This is a genomic window from Nocardioides sp. AN3 (assembly GCF_054653495.1).
Window position 1 is genome coordinate 101,893 of record NZ_BAAIGC010000002.1, and the last position, 18,483, is coordinate 120,375.

Below are 18,483 nucleotides of genomic sequence, written 5' to 3' on the forward strand. Positions count from 1 at the left end.
AGAATGCTCGTATGAGCGCCGCCCTGCCCACCTCGACCGACGTGCTGGTCGTGGGTGCGGGGCCGGCGGGATCGGCGGCAGCCGCGTGGGCGGCGAGGGCCGGCCTGGACGTGCTGCTCACCGACATGGCGCACTTCCCCCGGGACAAGACCTGCGGGGACGGGCTGACGCCCCGCGCGGTCGACGAGCTGATCAGGCTCGGGCTGGAGGACTGGCTGCGGGCACACCCGGTCAACCGGGGCCTGCGGGCGCACGGCTTCGGACAGACGCTCCAGCTGCCGTGGCCCGGCGGGACGCTGCCCGACTGGGGCTCAGCGGTTCCCCGCACCGAGCTCGACGACCACCTCCGCACGACCGCCATCAAGGCGGGTGCCACCGCGGTGGACGGGGTCAAGGCGGTCGACGTACGCCGTGAGGGCGACCGGGTCGCCGCCGTGCTGTTCGCGTCGGCAGCCGGTGTCACCGAGGTCGCCTGCCAGCGGGTCATCGTGGCCGAGGGGGTCCGGTCGCCGCTGGGCAAGGCGTTGGGACGTGAGTGGCACCGCGACACGGTCTACGGCGTCGCCGGCCGGTCCTACGTGACCTCCACGCGCACCGACGACCCCTGGATCAGCTCGCACCTCGAGCTGCGCGGCGAGCGGGGGGAGGTGCTGTCGGGCTACGGCTGGGTCTTCCCGCTCGGGACCGGGGAGGTCAACCTCGGTGCCGGCACCCTGGCCACGGCGAAGCGGCCGGCCGACGTCGCGATCAAGCCGTTGATGCGGCACTACGCCGAGTCGATCCGCGAGGAGTTCGGGATCGAAGGCCGGCTGCGCGCCGAGGCGTCGGCGCTCCTGCCCATGGGCGGCGCGGTCAGCGGCGTCGCGGGTCCGAACTGGGCGCTGATCGGCGACGCCGCCGGCTGCGTCAACCCACTCAACGGCGAGGGCATCGACTACGGGCTCGAGACGGGCCGCCTCGTCGCGCACGTGCTCGTCTCCTCGCGCGACCTGTCGCAGGTCTGGCCGACCCTGCTGCGCGAGCACTACGGCGAGGCCTTCTCCATCGCCCGTCGTCTCGCCGGCGTCGCCACCAACCCGCGCCTGGTCGCAGCCCTCGGGCCGGTCGGCATGCGCTCGGACGCTCTGATGACGCTCGCGCTGCGGTGGATGGGCAATCTGGTGAGCGACGAGGACCGTGACCGTGCCGCACGGGTGTGGCGGTGGGCCGGGCGGCGCTCGCTCGCCCGCGACCACCGGCCGCCGTTCTCATGAGCCGCCCGCTCAGGAGCGCGCCCGCAGGCTGCGCGCTCTTCGCCGGTCGCCGTCGGGAGCGCGGATGACGCCGACCCCACCGCGCCGACGGCGACTGCCGCAGGTCCAGCGCGTCGCGGCGTACGCCGTCATCCTGCGCGAGGACACCGACACGGTCGGTCCCGACCCGACGACCGGTCCCCGTCGGCTCATCCTCCTCAGCCGGCTCTCGGACACCCTCACTCCGTCGCCCCTGTGGACACTGCCCGGCGGCGGCCTCGACCACGGCGAGGACCCCCGGGCGGCGGTCGTCCGCGAGGTCCACGAGGAGACGGGCCTCGACGTGAGCGTCGGGGAGACGGCGTGGGTGCTCTCGGCACATCGCGCGAACACCTGGCGGCGCGGGCGCAACGTCGACGCGCACGCCGTCCGCATCGTCTACGACGGCTGGGTGCCGCTCGACTCGCCCGAGCCGAAGACCGTCGAGGTCGGCGGGTCGACCGCGGAGGCGGCGTGGCTGCCGCTGGACGACGTGCTGTCCGGGGCGGTCCCGACGCTGCCGCTCGTGCTCGACGCCCTCGAGCAGCACCGGCTGGCCCGCGTCCAGCGCGTGGCGGCGTACGCGCTCATCCTGCGAGGCCCTGCCGAAGCTCACGAGGTGCTGCTCACCCGGATCGCGCCCCATGCCGTCCACGGCGGCAAGTGGCACCTGCCCGGCGGCGGGCTGGACTTCGGTGAGGACCCGCGTGCGGGGCTGACCCGCGAGGTCCACGAGGAGACCGGGCTGGCGGTCACCGTCGGCGAGCCCCTCGACGTGCACGACATCTCGCTCACCGGCGTCGCGCCCAACGGGCGGTTGGAGGAGTTCCACGGGATCCACCTGATCTTCACCGGCACGGTGGCGCGGGGCGAGGACCCGCGCGTCGTCGAGATCGGCGGGACGACCGACGCGGTGGCGTGGGTCCCGATGGACGCTGTGGCCGGGCTCACGGTCACCAGCACCGTCGAGGCGGCGCTGGCGGCGTGGGAGCGGCAGCGCCAGTGAGGGCCGCGGAGGATCGAGCCTCGATACGGGTCTCGATACGCTCGCTGGCGCTCGCTACTCGACCTCCGAGATCGCTGGCGCTCGCTACTCGACCAGCGGGACGTCGGCTCGTCGCCGAGCCTCGTCTGGGAGAATGCGTCGCGTGACAGCCGTTGCCCTCGACCTCGCCGCCGAGCTTCGCAGCCGGGGCGTCTCCGGAGTCGACGACTCCACGCTCGCGAGGGCGCTCTACAGCTCCGACGCCTCGCTCTACCGGGTCATCCCGCAGGTCGTCGTCAGGCCGCAGCACACCGACGAGCTCCTCGCCGTCCACGAGGCCTCGCGGGCCCTGGGCGTCCCGGTGACGATGCGTGGTGCCGGCACGAGCATCGCCGGCAACGCGGTCGGCCCGGGGATCGTGGTCGACACCCGGCTCCTCGGCAGGGTCCTCGAGATCGACCCGGAGGCTCGCACCGCCCGCGTCGAGCCCGGTCTGGTGCACGCCGACCTGCAGAGGGCCGCCGCGCCGTACGGCCTGCGCTTCGGTCCCGACCCCTCGACCCACCCGCGCTGCACGATCGGCGGGATGATCGGCAACAACGCGTGCGGGTCGCGCGCGCTGGGCTACGGGCGCACCGTCGACAACGTCGAGGGGCTCACGGTCGTCTGGGGGAACGGGGAGGTCGCCTCCTATGACGCCTCCTCGGCCGGCGGCGACCTCGCGGCGGGGCTGCTGGCGATCGCGGATGCCGACCTGGCGCATCTGCGCACCGAGTTCGGCCGGTTCGGGCGGCAGGTCAGCGGCTACTCCCTCGAGCACCTCCTGCCTGAGAAGGGCCGCCGGATCGACCGATTCCTCGTCGGCTCCGAGGGGACGCTGGCCACCGTGCTCGAGGCGACGGTCCGGCTCGTCACCGACGAGCCGGGACGGCTGTTGCTCGTGCTCGGCTACCCGACGATGCACGAGGCGGCCGACGCGGTGCCGGCGCTGCTGGCCGCCGCACCCGGCCGCCTCATTGCCTGTGAGGGCATGGACGCGCGGATCGTCGACCTCGTCCGGGCGAAGGGTGGCGCCGTGCCCGACCTCCCGAAGGGCGGCGGGTGGCTGATGGCCGAGGTCGCGGGGCCTGACGCGCCCGACCTCGTCGAGCGGCTGCGCGCAGCTGGCAACGCACTCGAGACGCGGCTGGTCACCGACACCGCCGAGGCGGCGACGCTGTGGCGCATCCGCGAGGACGGCGCGGGGCTGGCGGGGCGGTCGCTGCCGACGCCGGCGTACTCCGGCTGGGAGGACTCCGCCGTGCCGGCCGAGCATCTCGGTGCGTGGCTGCGGGACTTCGACGAGATCCTGGCCGGCCACGGCCTGCAGGGAGTGCCCTACGGCCACTTCGGCGACGGCTGCATCCACTGCCGCATCGACTTCCCGTTCGCTCCCGGCGATCCGGCCTCGGCGGGCGTCTTCCGCGACTTCATGACGGCGTGTGCGACGAAGCTGAGCGAATACGGCGGGTCGCTGTCGGGCGAGCACGGCGACGGTCGCGTGCGGTCGGAGCTGCTGCCGCTCATGTACGACGCCCGGTCCATCGACCTCTTCCGCGCCGTGAAGCGACTCGCGGACCCCGATGACCTGATGAACCCGGGCAACATCGCCAGTCCCGACGAGCGCGGTCCGGCCTCGATCACCGACGACCTGCGTCCGGTGCGGCCGCGCGCGTCGGTCCGCTCGGCCCTGCGCCTGGTCCACGACGATGGCGACCTCGGTGCCGCGGTCCACCGCTGCACGGGCGTCGGCAAGTGCGTCGCGCCGCGCACCACCGGCGTCATGTGTCCCTCCTTCCTGGCGACTGGCAACGAGAAGGACGCCACCCGCGGCCGGGCACGTGTGCTGCAGGAGGCGCTCGACGGCTCGCTGGTCAACGGCCTCTCCGACCCCGCCGTCGGCGAGGCGCTGGACCTGTGCCTGGCCTGCAAGGGCTGCGCCTCGGACTGCCCGACCGGCATCGACATGGCGACCTACAAGTCCGAGGCGCTGCACCAACGGTGGTCCGGCCGCCGTCGGCCGCGATCGCACTACCTGCTGGGCCGCCTGCCTCTCTGGGCGAGGCTCGGGGCGCCGTTCGCCCGGCTCACCAATCTCTTGATGCGGATCGCGCCGCTGGCGTGGCTCGCGAAGTGGTTCGCGGGCATCGACCAGCGCCGGTCGGTGCCTCGCTTCGCGCCCGTGACGCTCAAGCGCTCGTCCACGACGGGGTCGCTCGCATCGGCCGAGTCGGCCCCCGACGTGTGGGTGTGGGCCGACTCGTTCACCGACCACTTCTTCACCCGATCCGGGCACGCGGCGATCCGCTACCTCGAGGCCCAGGGCCTGACCGTCAGGGTCATCTCCGACCAGGCGTGTTGCGGGCTGACGTGGATCACCACGGGCCAGCTCGACCAGGCCCGCTCGATCATGGAGCGCACGGTGCGCACCCTGGCGCCGTACGTCGCCTCCGGCGTCCCCGTCGTGGGCCTCGAGCCGTCCTGCCTGGCGACGTTGCGGTCGGACTCCGTCGAGCTGTCGGCGCTGCCGGAGGCGCAGACGGTGGCCGACGGGATGCTCACCTTCGCCGAGCTGGTCACCCGGCTCGACCTCCCGCTGCCGGACCTGTCCGGCGTCGAGGTCGTCGCCCAGCCGCACTGCCACCAGCATGCGGTGCTCGGGTGGGCCGCCGACCAGCGACTCCTCGAGAAAGCGGGCGCCAGCGTGACCAAGGTGTCCGGCTGCTGCGGCCTGGCCGGCAACTTCGGTGTCGAGGAGGGGCACTACGAGGTCTCGGTCGCGGTCGCGGAGACGCACCTGCTGCCGGCGGTGCGCTCCCATCCGGACGCGGTCATCCTCGCCGACGGCATGTCCTGCCGCGTCCAGCTCGACGACCTCGCACACGTGCCGACCATGCACCTGGCGGAGCTCTTCGCGTCGCGGGTCTGAACGGCCGGTCGCGGCACTCACCGCCGGGCGGCGTCGTGGGTCTGAACGGACCGGTTCTCGTCCACAGCCGGTCCTTGACGTCGCCTTGTGCACAGGGTCCTCGCGACCCTCGGCCGGCCGGCGGGCGGCCACGCGAGGCTCGGACCATGAGCATCCAACCGTTCCAGCCCGTGCTGCGCACCCAGGCCGACGTCGAGAGCTTCTGGAGGCGCATCTGCCACCCGCTCGGCTGGACCCGCCACGATCTCTGGTTCGCCATGATCGGCGCCGACGGGCGTCCGCTGCCGATCCTGCACGATGTGCGCGACAGGCCCGTGGAGGTGGATCCCTCCGCGGTGCGGAGTCTCGTCGAGCTCTGGCGGAGGCTGGAGGCTGAGCACGCGCCGGGCGGGCGGATCGCCGTCCTGCTGTGCCGACCTGGGGCGGAGGCGATCCAAGCCTCCGACCGGCTGTGGGCTCGCGCGATCGCGACGGAGGCGGCCACACTCGGCGTTGCGCTGGAGGTCATCCACGTCGCCAGCGACGAGGCGATCCGGCCCCTGGTGCTGGACGACGCAGCGTGAACGTGGTGGTATCAGGGGGTACCACGGCATACCATCGCGACATGGCGATGACGCTGCGACTCCCGACCGAACTCGATGTGAAGTTGCGGGAGACCGCCGAGCGCGAGGGCCGCTCGCTCCATGAGACCGTCCTGGTGGCGATCGAGGAGTATGTGACGAAGCGCGACCGCAGAAGAGACGCGCTGCTCTCCCGGATCATGGAGGAGGACCGCGATCTCCTCCATCGCCTCGGCAACGCATGACGTTGTACCTGCGCTTGGACGACTTGCTCACGATAGAGCGGGCGCTCGGGTCTCCCGGTATCCGAGACGTGGGATTGCTCGAGTCCGCCTTGGCGCGACCACAGGCGACAGCATTCGGCGACGAGATCTACCCCACCTTGGCACTTCAGGCGGCGGCGCTCACCCACTCGCTGGTCACCAACCACGGACTGATCGACGGCAACAAGAGGCTCGGCCACGTCGCTCTCCGGCTCTTTCTCGGGATGAACGACCATGATCTGATGGCAACGGAGGACGAGAAGTTCGACCTCATCGTGTCTATCGCTGACGGGACGTTGCGCGACGTGCGAGACATCGCAGACCGCATCGAGCACTTTCTCGTCGAGGCCAGGGCACGATGACGGCCCCGCCGCCCCGCACTCCTAGAATCGACGCGTGAACCCCCGCCATCGCCGCCTCGTCATCCCGGCGGCGCTGGTGGTCCTGCTGCTCATCGTCCTCATCGCCCAGGTGCTCAAGTGACCGAGCCGCTGCTGCGGGCGCTCAACCGGATGCGCGCCCTGATCCTCGACCCGGACATCTTGGTCAAGGCAGTCGCCTCGGGCCGCCAGAAGGGCGAGGAGGCGCCGCCGTGGCGTCGGGTGGAGCTGCGCTACGTCGACCTCAAGGCAGGCCGCCATCTCCAGGTGACGAAGTACGACGCCACCCAGGCCTTCACCTCCAACCACTCGCTCTCCTCCGACTCGGGCGACGCGCGTCAGGCGGTCGACGAGCTGATGGACCTGGCCTTCGGCCACTGGAACGTCTCCACCGTCACCGAGGACCACGCCCTGCGGGTGACGAAGCGTCTCGAGGCGGTCGTCAGCACGACGCCCCGCGCCACCGCGGTCGAGGTCGTCCGCGGTCACGACCAGCCGAAGGCACGGCTGCTGCCGGAGGACGACCCGGTCTTCGTGACGCTTGGCATCTCCGACAAGCAGGGGCGGCTCAAGCCGAGCCGGCAGGCGAAGTATCGCCAGGTCGAAGAGTTCCTCCGCCTGCTCGACGCCTCCGTCTCCGAGGCGGTCGAGAAGGGGCACCTGCGCCGACCCAGCGCCGAGGAGCCGCTGCGGATCGTCGACCTCGGCTGCGGCAACGGCTATCTCACCTTCGCGGCGCAGCGCTACCTGACGAGCGTGCGAGGACTGCCCGTCGTCGTCACGGGCGTCGACGTCAAGGAGCAGTCGCGCGACCACAACACCGCGGTGGCGCGAGAGCTCGGCATCGAGGCCGAGTTCGTCGCCGGCACGATCTCCGGGGTGCGGCTCGAGCAGCACCCTGACGTCGTGTTGGCCCTGCACGCCTGCGACACGGCCACCGACGACGCGCTCGCTCGAGCGGTGGAGTGGGAGGCGCCGCTCGTGCTGGCCGCACCCTGCTGCCACCACGACATCGCGGCCCAACTGCGCAAGGCGCCGACCCCGGCGCCGTACGCGATGCTCACCCGGCACGGGATCCTCCGCGAGCGTCTGGCCGACACCCTGACCGACGCGCTGCGCGCGTCGCTGATGCGGCTCGCCGGCTACCGCGTCGACGTCGTGCAGTTCGTCGAGAGCCAGCACACGCCCCGCAACACGATGCTCCGCGCAGTCCGCACCGGAGGCCCGGTCAAGGGCGGCTCCGTGCGCAAGGAGTACGACGACCTGGTGACCACCTGGGGCCTGCGGCCGAAGCTCGGGGAGCTGCTGGGTGCCCAGGGCATGGCCTAGATCGCCGCGGCCACTGCTGGGCCCGGTGCTGCTCGGACTGCTGGTCGTTCCCTTCCTGCTGGGCGCCGCCGCCGCGCCGAGCGGCCACGCACGCGTGGTGTTCTCCTTCCAGGACCAGCGCATCACCGAGTCCAGCGGACTCGTCGCGCTCGGCACCGGGCTCTTCGTGACGACCAACGACTCCGGCGACAGCGCCCGCGTGTTCACGGTCGACGACCGGGGCCGCACGGTCGGCGTGACGACCTGGTCCGGGCACGCGCACGACGTCGAGGCCCTCGCCCCCGACGGTCCGGGTGAGGTGTGGGTCGGCGACATCGGTGACAACCGGTCCTCGCGCGACTCGATCCAGGTGACGCACGTGCCGGTCGGCCGCGGCGACCGGCACTCGGACGGGCCGGTCTACGAGCTGACCTACCCCGACGGGGCCCACGACGCCGAGACGCTGCTGGCGGGGCCCGACGGCCGGCTCTACGTGGTCACCAAAGGCTTCCTCGGCGGGTCGGTGTATGCCGCGCCGCCTCTCCTCGACGCGGATCACGCCAACCGCCTGGTCCGTGTGGCCGACGGCCTCCTGCCGATGGCGACCGACGGCACGGTGCTGCCCGACGGCCACCACGCGCTCATCCGCGGCTATGCAGGCGCCGTGCTGTACACGTTCCCCGACTTCGGCCGGGTGGCCTCGGTGCCGCTCCCGGCTCAGCCGCAGGGAGAGGGACTGGCGGTCGCGGCCGACGGTGCGCTGTACGTGAGCAGCGAGGGGGTCGGCTCCGACGTCCTGCTGCTGCCGCAGTCGGGCCTGTGCTCGGCCGACTCCGGCATCTGCTCGCGCGACCGCGCCTCCTCCGCCGAGCCTTCGCCGACGCCGGCGCAACCGTCCGCCAGCCCGGACACCCGGGTTGCCTCGAACCATGGCGACGGGCGCAGCCAGGGCTCTCGCGAATGGTGGCCCTGGCTGCTCGGCGGTGCCATGGTCGCAGCTGTCGTGTGGCTGCAGGCGCGCTTCCTGCGGTCGCGCTGAGAGCAGGAATGGCGCGCCTGCCCGGCGGCTACCGAGCGGCCATGGTCAGGCTGCGTCGTACCTCCCCTGAGCAGCCAGGCTGGACGCGCCGGCGTGCCGGGAAGGGCTTCGTCTACCTCGACGAGCACGGGAAGCGCCTCGGGAAGACAGAGGTGGCGCGCATCCGGGAGCTCGTGATCCCGCCGGCCTGGGAGGACGTGTGGATCTCCCCGCACGAGAACGGCCACCTGCAGGCCGTCGGCACCGACGCCGCGGGAAGGCGGCAGTACCTCTACCACCCGGACTGGCGCACGCGGCGCGACGCCGAGAAGTTCGACCGCGTCCTGGTCTTCGGAGAGGCCCTCATGAAGGCACGCGAGCGAGTTCTGCTCGACCTCGGCAGTGAGGGGATGCCGCTCGAACGTGCCTGCGCGTGTGCGGTGCGGCTGCTCGACATCGGCTACTTCCGGATCGGCAACGACGTCTACGCCGACACCAACGGCAGCTTCGGCCTCACCACCTTGCAGCGTCAGCACGTCAGGCGGCTCCAGGACCGGCTGGTGTTCACGTTCACCGGCAAGTCCGGAGTGGACCACCGGATCGAGATCGACGATGCGATGGTCACCGAGGCCATCGAGGTGATGCGGCGCCGACGGTCGGGCGACCGGACCCTGCTCGCCTACCTCGTGGGCCGGCGGTGGCGGGCGATGCTGCCGGCACTGGTCAACGACTATGTGCGCGAGATGACCGGCGTCGACGCGACCGCCAAGGACTTCCGGACCTGGCACGCCACCGTGCTCGCGGCGGCGGGCCTGGCGTCGCGGCTCGGCGAGGCCGGCGGGACGGTCTCGCGCACCCGAGGCCGCCGGATCGTCACGGCGACAATGCGTGAGGTGGCCGACTTCCTCGGCAACACCCCGACCCTGGCCCGGAAGTCCTACGTCGACCCGCGGGTCGTCTCCGCCTTCGAGGAGGGCCGCACGATCATGCCGGCGGTCGCACGCACCTACGGCACCACCGACGAGCGCCAGATCGGCCTCGAGCGTGCGACACTGCGGCTCATCCGGAACGAGGCGGACTGAGCACCAGCACTGAAGCAGGCGAGGGCATGGACATCACCGTCGTCCAGGGCGACATCACCGAGCAGCGGGTCGACGCGGTCGTCAACGCCGCCGACAACGCCATGCGGGGCGGAGGAGGCGTCGACGGGGCGATCCACCGGGTAGGCGGCCCGGCCGTGCTGGAGGACTGCGTCCGGCGCTTCCCGCGTGGACTGGCGACCGGTGACGCCGGCTGGACCACTGCCGGCGAGCTGCACGCCCGCTGGGTCATCCATGTCGTCGGGCCCGTCCACGGCCGTGGCAGCCGCCGCCAGCTCACCTCCTGCTACCGCCGCGCGCTGGAGGTCGCCGACGAGCTCGAGGCGGCCACGGTCGCCTTCCCGCTCGTCAGCGCCGGTGTCTACGGCTGGCCGAAGGACGATGCCGTCGACGCGGCGCTCGAGGTCTTCCGCTCGGCCTCGTCAGCTGTGGCTGAGGCGCGGATGGTGGCGTTCGACGCCGCGACCTACGACCTGATCGCGCAGCGGCTCGCCCTGTGAAGCCAGCGCGAGGCTCGAGCACACCTGGGGTCACGGTGGACTTCACAAGCGCTCGACGACCCAGTCGATGCAGTGCGTGAGCGCCTCGACGTCGGCGGGGTCCACGGCGGGGTACATGGCGATCCGCAGCTGGTTCGCCCCCACACCGCGGTAGGCGTCGAGGTCGACGATCCCGTTGGCGCGCAGCTCGTCCATCACCCGCACCTTGTCGATCGAGGCGTCCAGCTCGACGGTCGCGACGACGGGGGAGCGGTGGGCGGGGTCGGCCACGAAGGGGACGACGTACGACGACCTCTCCGCCCAGCCGTAGAGGTGCTCGGCCGACGCGTCCGTGCGCTTCGCCATCGCGTCGAGGCCGCCTTCGGCGAGCATCCAGTCGAGCTGCTCGGCCATGAGGAAGAGCGTGGCGACCGCGGGCGTGTTGTAGGTCTGGTCCAGGCGGGTGCTCTTGAGGGCTCCCACCAGATCGAAGAACGCCGGGATGTAGCGGTCCGAGGCGGCCAGTCGCTCCGCGCGCTCGATCGCCGCCGGCGACAGGGTCGTCAGCCAGAGGCCGCCGTCGGAGGCGAAGGACTTCTGCGGGGCGAAGTAGTAGGCATCCGTCTCCGCCAGGTCGACCCGCAGCCCGCCGGCGGCCGAGGTGGCGTCGACGAGCACCAGCTGGTCGGCCCGGGCGCCCGCGGGACGCACGACGGGTGCCACGACGCCTGTCGAGGTCTCGTTGTGGGTCCACGTGTAGGCGTCCACGTCGTCCTCGGCCGTCGCCGATGCGAGGGACCCGGGCTCCGCCGACCGCACCGTCGGCTCTCCCAGCCACGGCGCCTTGCGGGCGGCGGAGGCGAACTTCGCGCCGAACTCGCCGAAGACCGCATGCTGGCTGCGATGCTCGACCAGGGCGTAGGTCGCCAGGTCCCAGAACGCCGCGGAGCCGCCGTTGCCGATGGCCACCTCGTAGCCCTCTGGGAGCGAGAAGAGCTCGCCGACCCCGTCCACGACGCGGCGGACGAGCTGCTTGACCGGCGTCTGCCGGTGCGAGGTGCCCATGAGGGCGGCGCCGCTGCCCGCCAGTGCGTCCAGACGCCCGGCGGGCACCTTCGAGGGGCCGGAGCCGAAGCGTCCGTCCGCGGGGAGGAGGTCGTCGGGGATGCGCAGCGCCATGGACGTATTCTCGCAAGGCCCATCCGCGCCCCTGTGAGGAGTCCACGTGCAGGTCCGCCGCGTCGCCTACGACGACCCTGTCGTCGGAGCCCTCGTCGCGCGTGTGCAGGAGTTCTACGTGGAGCGGTACGGCACTCCCGACGACGACCCCACCGACCCGGCCCACTTCGAGCCGCCTGCCGGTGCGTTCTACGTCGGCTATCTCGACGACGCGCCCGTGGCGATGGGGGCCTGGCGCGTGGTGGGGGAGGAGCGGCTCGGCACGTCCAGCACCGCCGAGATCAAGCGGATGTACGTCGTCCCCGAGGCACAGCGCCGCGGCCTCGCACGTCGCATGCTGGCGCACCTCGAGTCGACCGCGGCACAGGCCGGTGTCGAGGCGCTCATCCTCTCGACCGGAGCGGCGCAGCAGGAGGCCATCGCGCTCTACGAGGCCTCGGGCTACGAGCCGATCGAGGGGTTCGGCCACTACGCCGGGTCCGAGCTCAACCGCTGCTACGGCAAGCGGCTCTGACCCGGCGGCGGCGTCAGCCCCAGGCGGAGTCCCAGCCCTCGACCGAGCTGGCCGGGCGCGTCGCCGGGCCGGTGTAGATCGCCGAGGGGCGGATGAGGCGGCCGGTCGTCTTCTGCTCCAGGATGTGGGCCGACCAGCCGCCGGTGCGGGCGCAGGTGAACATCGAGGTGAACATGTGCGCCGGGACCTGGGCGAAGTCGAGCACGATGGCGGCCCAGAACTCGACGTTGGTCTCGAGCACGCGGTCGGGGCGTCGCTCGCGCAGCTCGGCCAGAGCGGCCTTCTCGAGCGCCTCGGCCACCTCGTAGCGCGGCGCGCCGAGCTCACGGGCGGTGCGGCGCAGCACGCGGGCGCGCGGGTCCTCGGCGCGGTAGACGCGGTGGCCGAAGCCCATCAGCCGCTCACCGGAGTCGAGCAGACCCTTCACGTAGGCCTGTGCGTCACCCGACTTCTCGACCTCCTCGATCATGCCGAGCACACGCGAGGGGGCGCCGCCGTGCAGGGGGCCGCTCATGGCGCCGATGGCACCCGAGAACGCGGCGGCGACGTCGGCGCCGGTGGAGGTGATCACACGGGCGGTGAAGGTGGAGGCGTTCATGCCGTGCTCGGCGGCCGAGGACCAGTAGGCGTCGATCGCGTGGGCATGCTTCGGGTCCGCCTCGCCGCGCCAGCGGATGAGGAACTTCTCGGCCAGCGTGGTGCCTTCATCGACGACCCTCTGCGGCACGACAGGGAGGTGGATGTCGCGGGCCGACTGTCCGGCATACGACAGCACCATGACCGCGACCCGCGCCAGGTCGGCCCGCGCCTGCTCGTCGCTGATGTCGTAGGTCTGCCCGAAGCCGAAGGCCGGCGCGAGCATCGCGATCGCCGCCTGGACGTCGACACGGACGTCGCCGGTGTGCACCGGCAGGTTGTAGGCCTCGGCCGGCGGAAGGCCGGGGGAGTAGCTGCCGTCGATCAACAGGCCCCACACGTTCTCGAACGGGACGCGCCCGACGAGCTCCTCGATGTCGACCCCGCGGTAGCGCAGCGCCGAGCCCTCCTTGTCGGGCTCGGCGATCTGGGTCTCGAACGCGACGACGCCCTCGAGGCCGTGGTGTACCTCAGTCATGCCAGCTCCTCCAGCTAAAGGTCCTCCGGCATTCTGCACCAGCCCTCCGACATCGGCGTTGTGAGAGACGCCACTAGGGTGCGGGTCATGACCTCCGAGGATCTGGCCGCCCGACGCGAGGACTACGCCCGGGGCGGGCTGTCCGAGGCGGACCTGGCCGACGACCCGATCGTGATGTTCGAGCGCTGGTATGCCGACGCGATCGCTGCAGGCCTGCATGAGCCGAACGCGATGGCGGTGGCCACGGCCGACCTCGACGGTGTTCCGTCGGCACGCTTCGTGTTGCTCAAGGGCGTCTCGCCGGACGGCTTCGTCTTCTACACCAACCTGACCTCGCGCAAGGGGCACGAGCTGGCGGCCAACCCCCGATGCGCGCTGCTCTTCCCGTGGCACCCGCTCGAGCGCCAGGTCCGGGTCGAGGGTCACGCCGAGCAGCTCCCCCGCGCGCAGGTGGCGGCATACTTCGCCAGCAGGCCGCGGGGCTCCCAGCTCGGCGCGTGGGCCTCGCACCAGTCGGCGGTGGTCAGCGGCCGTGGCGAGCTCGACGAGGCGTACGCCGCGGTCGAGGCCCGCTTCGACGGCGGCGACGTGCCGGTGCCGGAGGAGTGGGGCGGCTTCCGGGTCCGTCCGGAGCGCGTGGAGTTCTGGCAGGGACGGACGGGACGCATGCACGATCGGCTGGTCTACCGGCGTACCGACTCCGGCTGGGCCGTCGAGCGGCTGGCGCCGTAGGGGAACTCAAGTTGTGAGTGAGTGCTCACTCATCTACAGTCATGCCTGTGGAGGCACGACGCGAGCGGGCACGACCGCTCACCCCTGAGGAGCGCCGCGAGGCACTCATCTCGGCGACCCTGCCGCTGCTCTATGTCCATGGCCGTGCGGTCACGACCCGACTCATCGCCGAGGCGGCCGGAGTCGCGGAGGGCACGATCTTCCGCGTCTTCGACTCCAAGGAGGAGCTCATCGACGCCGCAGTCGCCCGCGCCTTCGCTCCGGGCCAGGTCGCGGCCAGGATCGCCGAGGTCGACCCAGCCGAGCCGCTGCGCGAGAAGCTGCTGAAGATGACGAGCATCCTGCAGCAGCGCTTCCGGGCCGTGTTCGGGCTGATGCGCGCGATGGGCGAGATGGGGCCGCCCAAGCACGCCCACACCGAGAGCAGGCGCGCCGAGATGGCGGCGATCCGGGAGGCGCTCGTCGAGCTCGTGGAGCCGAACGCGGCGGAACTGTCGGTGGAGCCCGCCATGCTCGTCCACACGCTTCGCCTGCTCACCTTCGCAGGCAGCAACGAGCAGATCGCCGACGGTCAGGTGCTCACACCCGAGCAGATCGTCGACACCCTCCTGCACGGGATGCTCAGAAAGGGAGACTGACGTGCTGCTGCGGATCCTGCGGACCTACCTGAGTCCCTATCGCTCCTGGCTCGCCATCATCGTCGCGCTCCAGTTCGTGAGCACCGGGGCAATGCTCTACCTGCCCAGCCTCAACGCCGACATCATCGACCAGGGCGTGGTCACCGGCGACACCGGCTACATCCTGCGGACGGGCGCCCTGATGCTCGTCGTGAGCATCGCCCAGATCGCCTGCTCGGTCACGGCGTCCTACTTCGCGTCGAAGTCGTCGATGGGCTTCGGGCGCGACCTGCGCCGGACACTGTTCGGTCGGGTGGGCGGCTTCGGCGCCTTCGAGGTCGGCCGGTTCGGCGCCCCGAGCCTCATCACCCGCACGACGAACGACGCCCAGCAGGTCCAGCTGCTCGCCTACATGCTCTGCGGCATGGCGGTGCAGATCCCGATCATGATGGTCGGCGCGGTCTTCATGGCACTGCACCAGGACACTCACCTGGCCTGGATCTTCGCCGTGCTCATCCCCGCCCTCCTCCTCACTGTCGGCATCATCGCGAGCCGGATGATCCCCAACTTCAAGCGCCTGCAGGCGCGCCTCGACAACGTCAACCGCGTCCTGCGCGAGCAGATCACCGGGATCCGTGTGGTCCGCGCCTTCGTCCGTGAGCCCGAGGAGCGGGCGCGCTTCGGCGCTGCCAACGACGAGCTCACCGACGTCTCACTGCGTGCCGGCCGGTGGCTGATGACGTTCTTCCCGCTGATGATCATGATCGTCAACACCGCGTCCGTCGCCGTGATCTGGTTCGGTGGCCACCTCGTCGACTCGGGCCAGATGCAGGTGGGGGCTCTGACCGCGTTCCTCGCCTATCTGATGCAGGTGATGATGAGCGTGATGATGGGGACGTTCGTCTTCATGCAGGTGCCGCGCTCGTCGGTCTGCGCCGATCGCATCCACGAGGTGCTCACGACGGAGCCGTCGATCGTCGCTCCTGCCCACGGCGTGACGACCTCCGCGATCCGCGGAGAGCTCGTCCTCGACGGCGTGGGCTTCACCTACCCGGGCGCCGAGCAGCCGGTCCTCGCCGACATCAGCCTCTCCGCGCACCGCGGGCAGACGATCGCGGTGGTCGGATCCACCGGCGCGGGCAAGTCGACCCTCCTCAACCTGGTGCCGCGACTCTTCGACGCGACCGCCGGCCGCGTCCTCGTGGACGGCGTCGACGTGCGCGCCTGGGCTCCCGACGCGCTCGGTGCCCGACTCGGGCTCGTGCCGCAGAAGGCGTTCCTCTTCTCCGGCACGATCCGGTCCAACCTGCGCTACGGCAAGGACGACGCCACCGACAAGGAGATGTGGCACGCCCTCGAGGTCGCCCAGGCGGCCGACTTCGTCAGGGCGCTCGGGCACGAGGGTGACAGCGGGCTGGACGCGCCGGTGGTCCAGGGCGGCAGCAACTTCTCCGGCGGGCAGCGGCAGCGTCTCGCGATCGCGCGGGCTCTCGTCCGGCGCCCGGAGATCTACCTCTTCGACGACTCGTTCTCGGCGCTCGACCTCGCCACGGACGCCCGGCTGCGCGCCGCGCTGCGTCCGGAGACCACGGACGCGACCGTGGTCATCGTCGCCCAACGAGTCTCCACCATCCGCGACGCCGACGTCATCCTCGTGCTCGACGACGGGCGGATCGTCGGCCGCGGCACCCATGCCGAGCTGCTGGCGGGCAATGCGACGTACCAGGAGATCGTCGCCTCGCAGCTGAGCGCGGAGGAGGCGGCCTGATGACGACCACACAGACGTCGGCTCCCAAGCAGGGCCAGCAGATGAAGGCGACCGAGCGCATCCAGATGACCGGTGGCCCGGGCCGCGGACCGGGCGGCATGGTCGGGCAGAAGGCCACGACCTTCTGGCCGTCGGCCAAGCGCCTGCTCGGCCGGCTCGCGCCCCAGCGGGTCAAGCTGGCCGGGCTGCTCGTCCTCGCGGTGACGAGCGTGGTGCTCAACGCGCTGGCGCCGCGCTTCCTCGGTCACGCGACCGACCGGATCGTCGCCGGCTCCATCGGTCGCCAGCTGCCGGCTGACGTCACGGTGGAGCAGTACGTCGCGGGTCTGCGCGCGCACGGCCAGGACCGGTTGGCCGACGTCATCGCCGGCGTCGACCACGTGGTGCCCGGCCATGGCGTCGACTTCGGCGCGGTCGCCGCGATCCTGCTGTTCGTGCTGGGGCTCTATGCGTGCTCCAACCTGTTCTCCTTCCTCCAGGGCCTCATGCTCAACGGCCTGGTCAACCGGACGGTGCGGGACCTGCGCGCCGATGTCGAGAGCAAGGTCAACGCCCTGCCGCTGGAGTACTTCGACTCCCAGCCGCGCGGCGAGATCCTGTCCCGCGTCACCAACGACATCGACAACATCAGCCAGTCGCTCAGCCAGACGATGTCGCAGCTGCTCACCTCGGCGGTCAGCGTCGTCACGATCCTCGCGATGATGTTCTGGATCAGCCCGCTGCTCGCGCTCATCGCGCTGGTCTCGGTGCCGATCTCGATGCTGGTCGCGCGCGCCGTCATGAAGCGGTCGCAGGGGCAGTTCATCAACCAGTGGCGCTCGACCGGGCACCTCAACGCCCACATCGAGGAGACGTTCTCGGGCCACGAGCTCGTGCGCGTCTTCGGTCGCCAGGCCGACGCCGAGGCGGCCTTCGCCGAGCGCAACGACGCCCTGCACGACGCCGGCTTCAAGGCGCAGTTCCTCAGCGGCCTGGTGATGCCGGTGATGATGTTCATCGGCAACCTCAACTTCATCGCCGTCGCCGTCGTCGGCGGCCTGCGGGTGGCCCACGGCGCGCTGACGATCGGTGACGTGCAGGCCTTCATCCAATACTCCCGGCAGTTCAACATGCCGCTCACCCAGGTCGCCTCGATGATGAACCTGCTCCAGTCCGGTGTCGCGAGCGCCGAGCGCGTCTTCGAGCTGCTCGACGCCCCCGAGCAGGTCCCGGAGCGGCACGGCACGCTGCCCGACGTGCCTGAGGGACGGCACAGCGGGGAGGTGCGCTTCGAGCACGTGTCCTTCTCCTACGATCCCGACGTGCCCCTCATCGAGGACCTCTCACTCGTGGCACAGCCGGGTCAGACGGTGGCCATCGTCGGCCCCACGGGCGCCGGCAAGACGACCCTGGTCAACCTGATCATGCGCTTCTACGAGCTCGACGGCGGGCGGATCACCCTCGACGGCGTCGACATCACCGAGATCCCCCGGGCGCAGCTGCGCGGCCAGACCGGCATGGTGCTGCAGGACACGTGGCTCTTCGAGGGCACGATCCGCGACAACCTCCTCTATGGGCGCCCCGACGCGACCGAGGAGGAGCTGCTCGCGGCGGCTCGGGCGACGTTCGTGGACCGCTTCGTCCACACCCTGCCGGACGGCTACGACACCGTGGTCGACGCCGAGGGCGGTTCGCTGTCGGCGGGGGAGCGGCAGCTGCTGACGATCTGCCGGGCCTTCCTGGCCGAGCCGTCGCTGCTGATCCTCGACGAGGCGACGTCGTCGGTCGACACCCGGACCGAGCTCCTGCTCCAGCAGGCCATGGCAGCGCTGCGCACCGACCGGACGTCGTTCGTGATCGCGCACCGGCTCTCGACCATCCGCGACGCCGACCTCATCCTCGTGATGGAGAGCGGGTCGATCGTCGAGCAGGGCGACCACGAGCAGCTGCTGGCGGCCGGCGGAGCGTACGCACGGCTCTACCAGTCGCAGTTCGCGGCGCCGATCGAGGACGAGCAGGTCGCCTGACGCCGCCGGGTCGTCTGACCCGCGGACGTCATGCGGACCGGCTGCTCTGACGACCGACTCGCAGGACGTTGCGGACGTCATACGGACCGGCTGCTATGACGACCAACTCGCAGGACGTCCGGCCGCGAGAGCTGCTGCGGAAAACCCGTTGAGCGACGAGCGAGGGCGACGTACGGTCGTCGTACACGGGAAAGGAGGTGATCCGAGGAATGATCGATTCT

At 71.3% G+C, this 18,483-nt stretch carries 17 protein-coding genes; 15 read left to right on the forward strand and 2 right to left on the reverse strand.

Annotated features, from left to right (window positions below):
- The first annotated feature begins 11 nt into the window (after window positions 1-11).
- From ACYQ1K_RS03135 to ACYQ1K_RS03180, 10 genes are all read left to right on the forward strand, one after another.
- Window positions 12-1,253 (forward strand): geranylgeranyl reductase family protein, encoded by a 1,242-nt coding sequence (locus ACYQ1K_RS03135; RefSeq protein WP_459981344.1) that lies wholly within the window; start codon window positions 12-14, stop codon window positions 1,251-1,253.
- Window positions 1,254-1,317: 64 nt separating this feature from the next.
- The gene (locus ACYQ1K_RS03140) at window positions 1,318-2,277 is read left to right on the forward strand and encodes an NUDIX hydrolase (RefSeq protein ID WP_459981345.1); all 960 of its coding nucleotides are present in this window, start codon (window positions 1,318-1,320) and stop codon (window positions 2,275-2,277) included.
- 133 nt (window positions 2,278-2,410) lie between these two features.
- A complete protein-coding gene (locus ACYQ1K_RS03145) occupies window positions 2,411-5,224 on the forward strand; it encodes an FAD-binding and (Fe-S)-binding domain-containing protein (RefSeq protein WP_459981346.1) in 2,814 nt (937 codons plus the stop codon).
- 146 nt (window positions 5,225-5,370) lie between these two features.
- The gene (locus ACYQ1K_RS03150; protein ID WP_459981347.1) at window positions 5,371-5,787 is read left to right on the forward strand and encodes a hypothetical protein; all 417 of its coding nucleotides are present in this window, start codon (window positions 5,371-5,373) and stop codon (window positions 5,785-5,787) included.
- Window positions 5,788-5,828: 41 nt separating this feature from the next.
- Entirely contained in the window at window positions 5,829-6,029 is a 201-nt protein-coding gene (locus tag ACYQ1K_RS03155) for a hypothetical protein (protein WP_459981348.1), read from the forward strand.
- Window positions 6,026-6,409 (forward strand): type II toxin-antitoxin system death-on-curing family toxin, encoded by a 384-nt coding sequence (locus ACYQ1K_RS03160; protein ID WP_459981349.1) that lies wholly within the window; start codon window positions 6,026-6,028, stop codon window positions 6,407-6,409. Before ACYQ1K_RS03155 ends, ACYQ1K_RS03160 begins: the two co-directional genes overlap by 4 nt.
- A 117-nt stretch (window positions 6,410-6,526) precedes the next feature.
- Window positions 6,527-7,756 (forward strand): class I SAM-dependent methyltransferase, encoded by a 1,230-nt coding sequence (locus ACYQ1K_RS03165; RefSeq protein ID WP_459981350.1) that lies wholly within the window; start codon window positions 6,527-6,529, stop codon window positions 7,754-7,756.
- Window positions 7,737-8,774 (forward strand): hypothetical protein, encoded by a 1,038-nt coding sequence (locus ACYQ1K_RS03170; protein WP_459981351.1) that lies wholly within the window; start codon window positions 7,737-7,739, stop codon window positions 8,772-8,774. The genes ACYQ1K_RS03165 and ACYQ1K_RS03170 overlap by 20 nt, the downstream gene beginning before the upstream one ends.
- 8 nt (window positions 8,775-8,782) lie before the next feature.
- On the forward strand, window positions 8,783-9,835 hold the full coding sequence (locus tag ACYQ1K_RS03175; RefSeq protein WP_459981352.1) for a DNA topoisomerase IB: 1,053 nt from the start codon (window positions 8,783-8,785) through the stop codon (window positions 9,833-9,835).
- A gap of 26 nt (window positions 9,836-9,861) precedes the next feature.
- A complete protein-coding gene (locus tag ACYQ1K_RS03180) occupies window positions 9,862-10,353 on the forward strand; it encodes a macro domain-containing protein (RefSeq protein WP_459981353.1) in 492 nt (163 codons plus the stop codon).
- 42 nt (window positions 10,354-10,395) lie between these two features.
- Here ACYQ1K_RS03180 and serC read toward each other — a convergent pair whose 3' ends face one another.
- On the reverse strand, window positions 10,396-11,511 hold the full coding sequence (serC, locus tag ACYQ1K_RS03185; RefSeq protein WP_459981354.1) for a phosphoserine transaminase: 1,116 nt from the start codon (window positions 11,509-11,511) through the stop codon (window positions 10,396-10,398).
- A 46-nt stretch (window positions 11,512-11,557) separates the two neighbouring features.
- On the opposite strand from serC, the gene ACYQ1K_RS03190 reads away from it, so the two are divergent.
- A complete protein-coding gene (locus tag ACYQ1K_RS03190) occupies window positions 11,558-12,025 on the forward strand; it encodes a GNAT family N-acetyltransferase (protein ID WP_459981355.1) in 468 nt (155 codons plus the stop codon).
- A gap of 13 nt (window positions 12,026-12,038) precedes the next feature.
- Here ACYQ1K_RS03190 and ACYQ1K_RS03195 read toward each other — a convergent pair whose 3' ends face one another.
- Window positions 12,039-13,139 carry a citrate synthase 2 gene (locus ACYQ1K_RS03195; RefSeq protein ID WP_459981356.1) on the reverse strand — a complete coding sequence of 367 codons (1,101 nt, stop codon included), beginning with the start codon at window positions 13,137-13,139 and terminating at the stop codon, window positions 12,039-12,041.
- A gap of 87 nt (window positions 13,140-13,226) precedes the next feature.
- On the opposite strand from ACYQ1K_RS03195, the gene pdxH reads away from it, so the two are divergent.
- From pdxH to ACYQ1K_RS03215, 4 genes are read left to right on the forward strand one after another with little or no spacing between them, the layout of a single operon-like run.
- On the forward strand, window positions 13,227-13,871 hold the full coding sequence (gene pdxH / locus ACYQ1K_RS03200; protein ID WP_459981357.1) for a pyridoxamine 5'-phosphate oxidase: 645 nt from the start codon (window positions 13,227-13,229) through the stop codon (window positions 13,869-13,871).
- 47 nt (window positions 13,872-13,918) lie between these two features.
- On the forward strand, window positions 13,919-14,509 hold the full coding sequence (locus tag ACYQ1K_RS03205; RefSeq protein ID WP_459981358.1) for a TetR/AcrR family transcriptional regulator: 591 nt from the start codon (window positions 13,919-13,921) through the stop codon (window positions 14,507-14,509).
- A gap of 1 nt (window position 14,510) precedes the next feature.
- Window positions 14,511-16,256, forward strand: a complete 1,746-nt coding sequence (locus ACYQ1K_RS03210; protein ID WP_459981359.1) for an ABC transporter ATP-binding protein — start codon at window positions 14,511-14,513, stop codon at window positions 16,254-16,256.
- Window positions 16,256-18,262 (forward strand): ABC transporter ATP-binding protein, encoded by a 2,007-nt coding sequence (locus ACYQ1K_RS03215; RefSeq protein WP_459981360.1) that lies wholly within the window; start codon window positions 16,256-16,258, stop codon window positions 18,260-18,262. The genes ACYQ1K_RS03210 and ACYQ1K_RS03215 overlap by 1 nt, the downstream gene beginning before the upstream one ends.
- The last annotated feature ends 221 nt before the right edge of the window (window positions 18,263-18,483 follow it).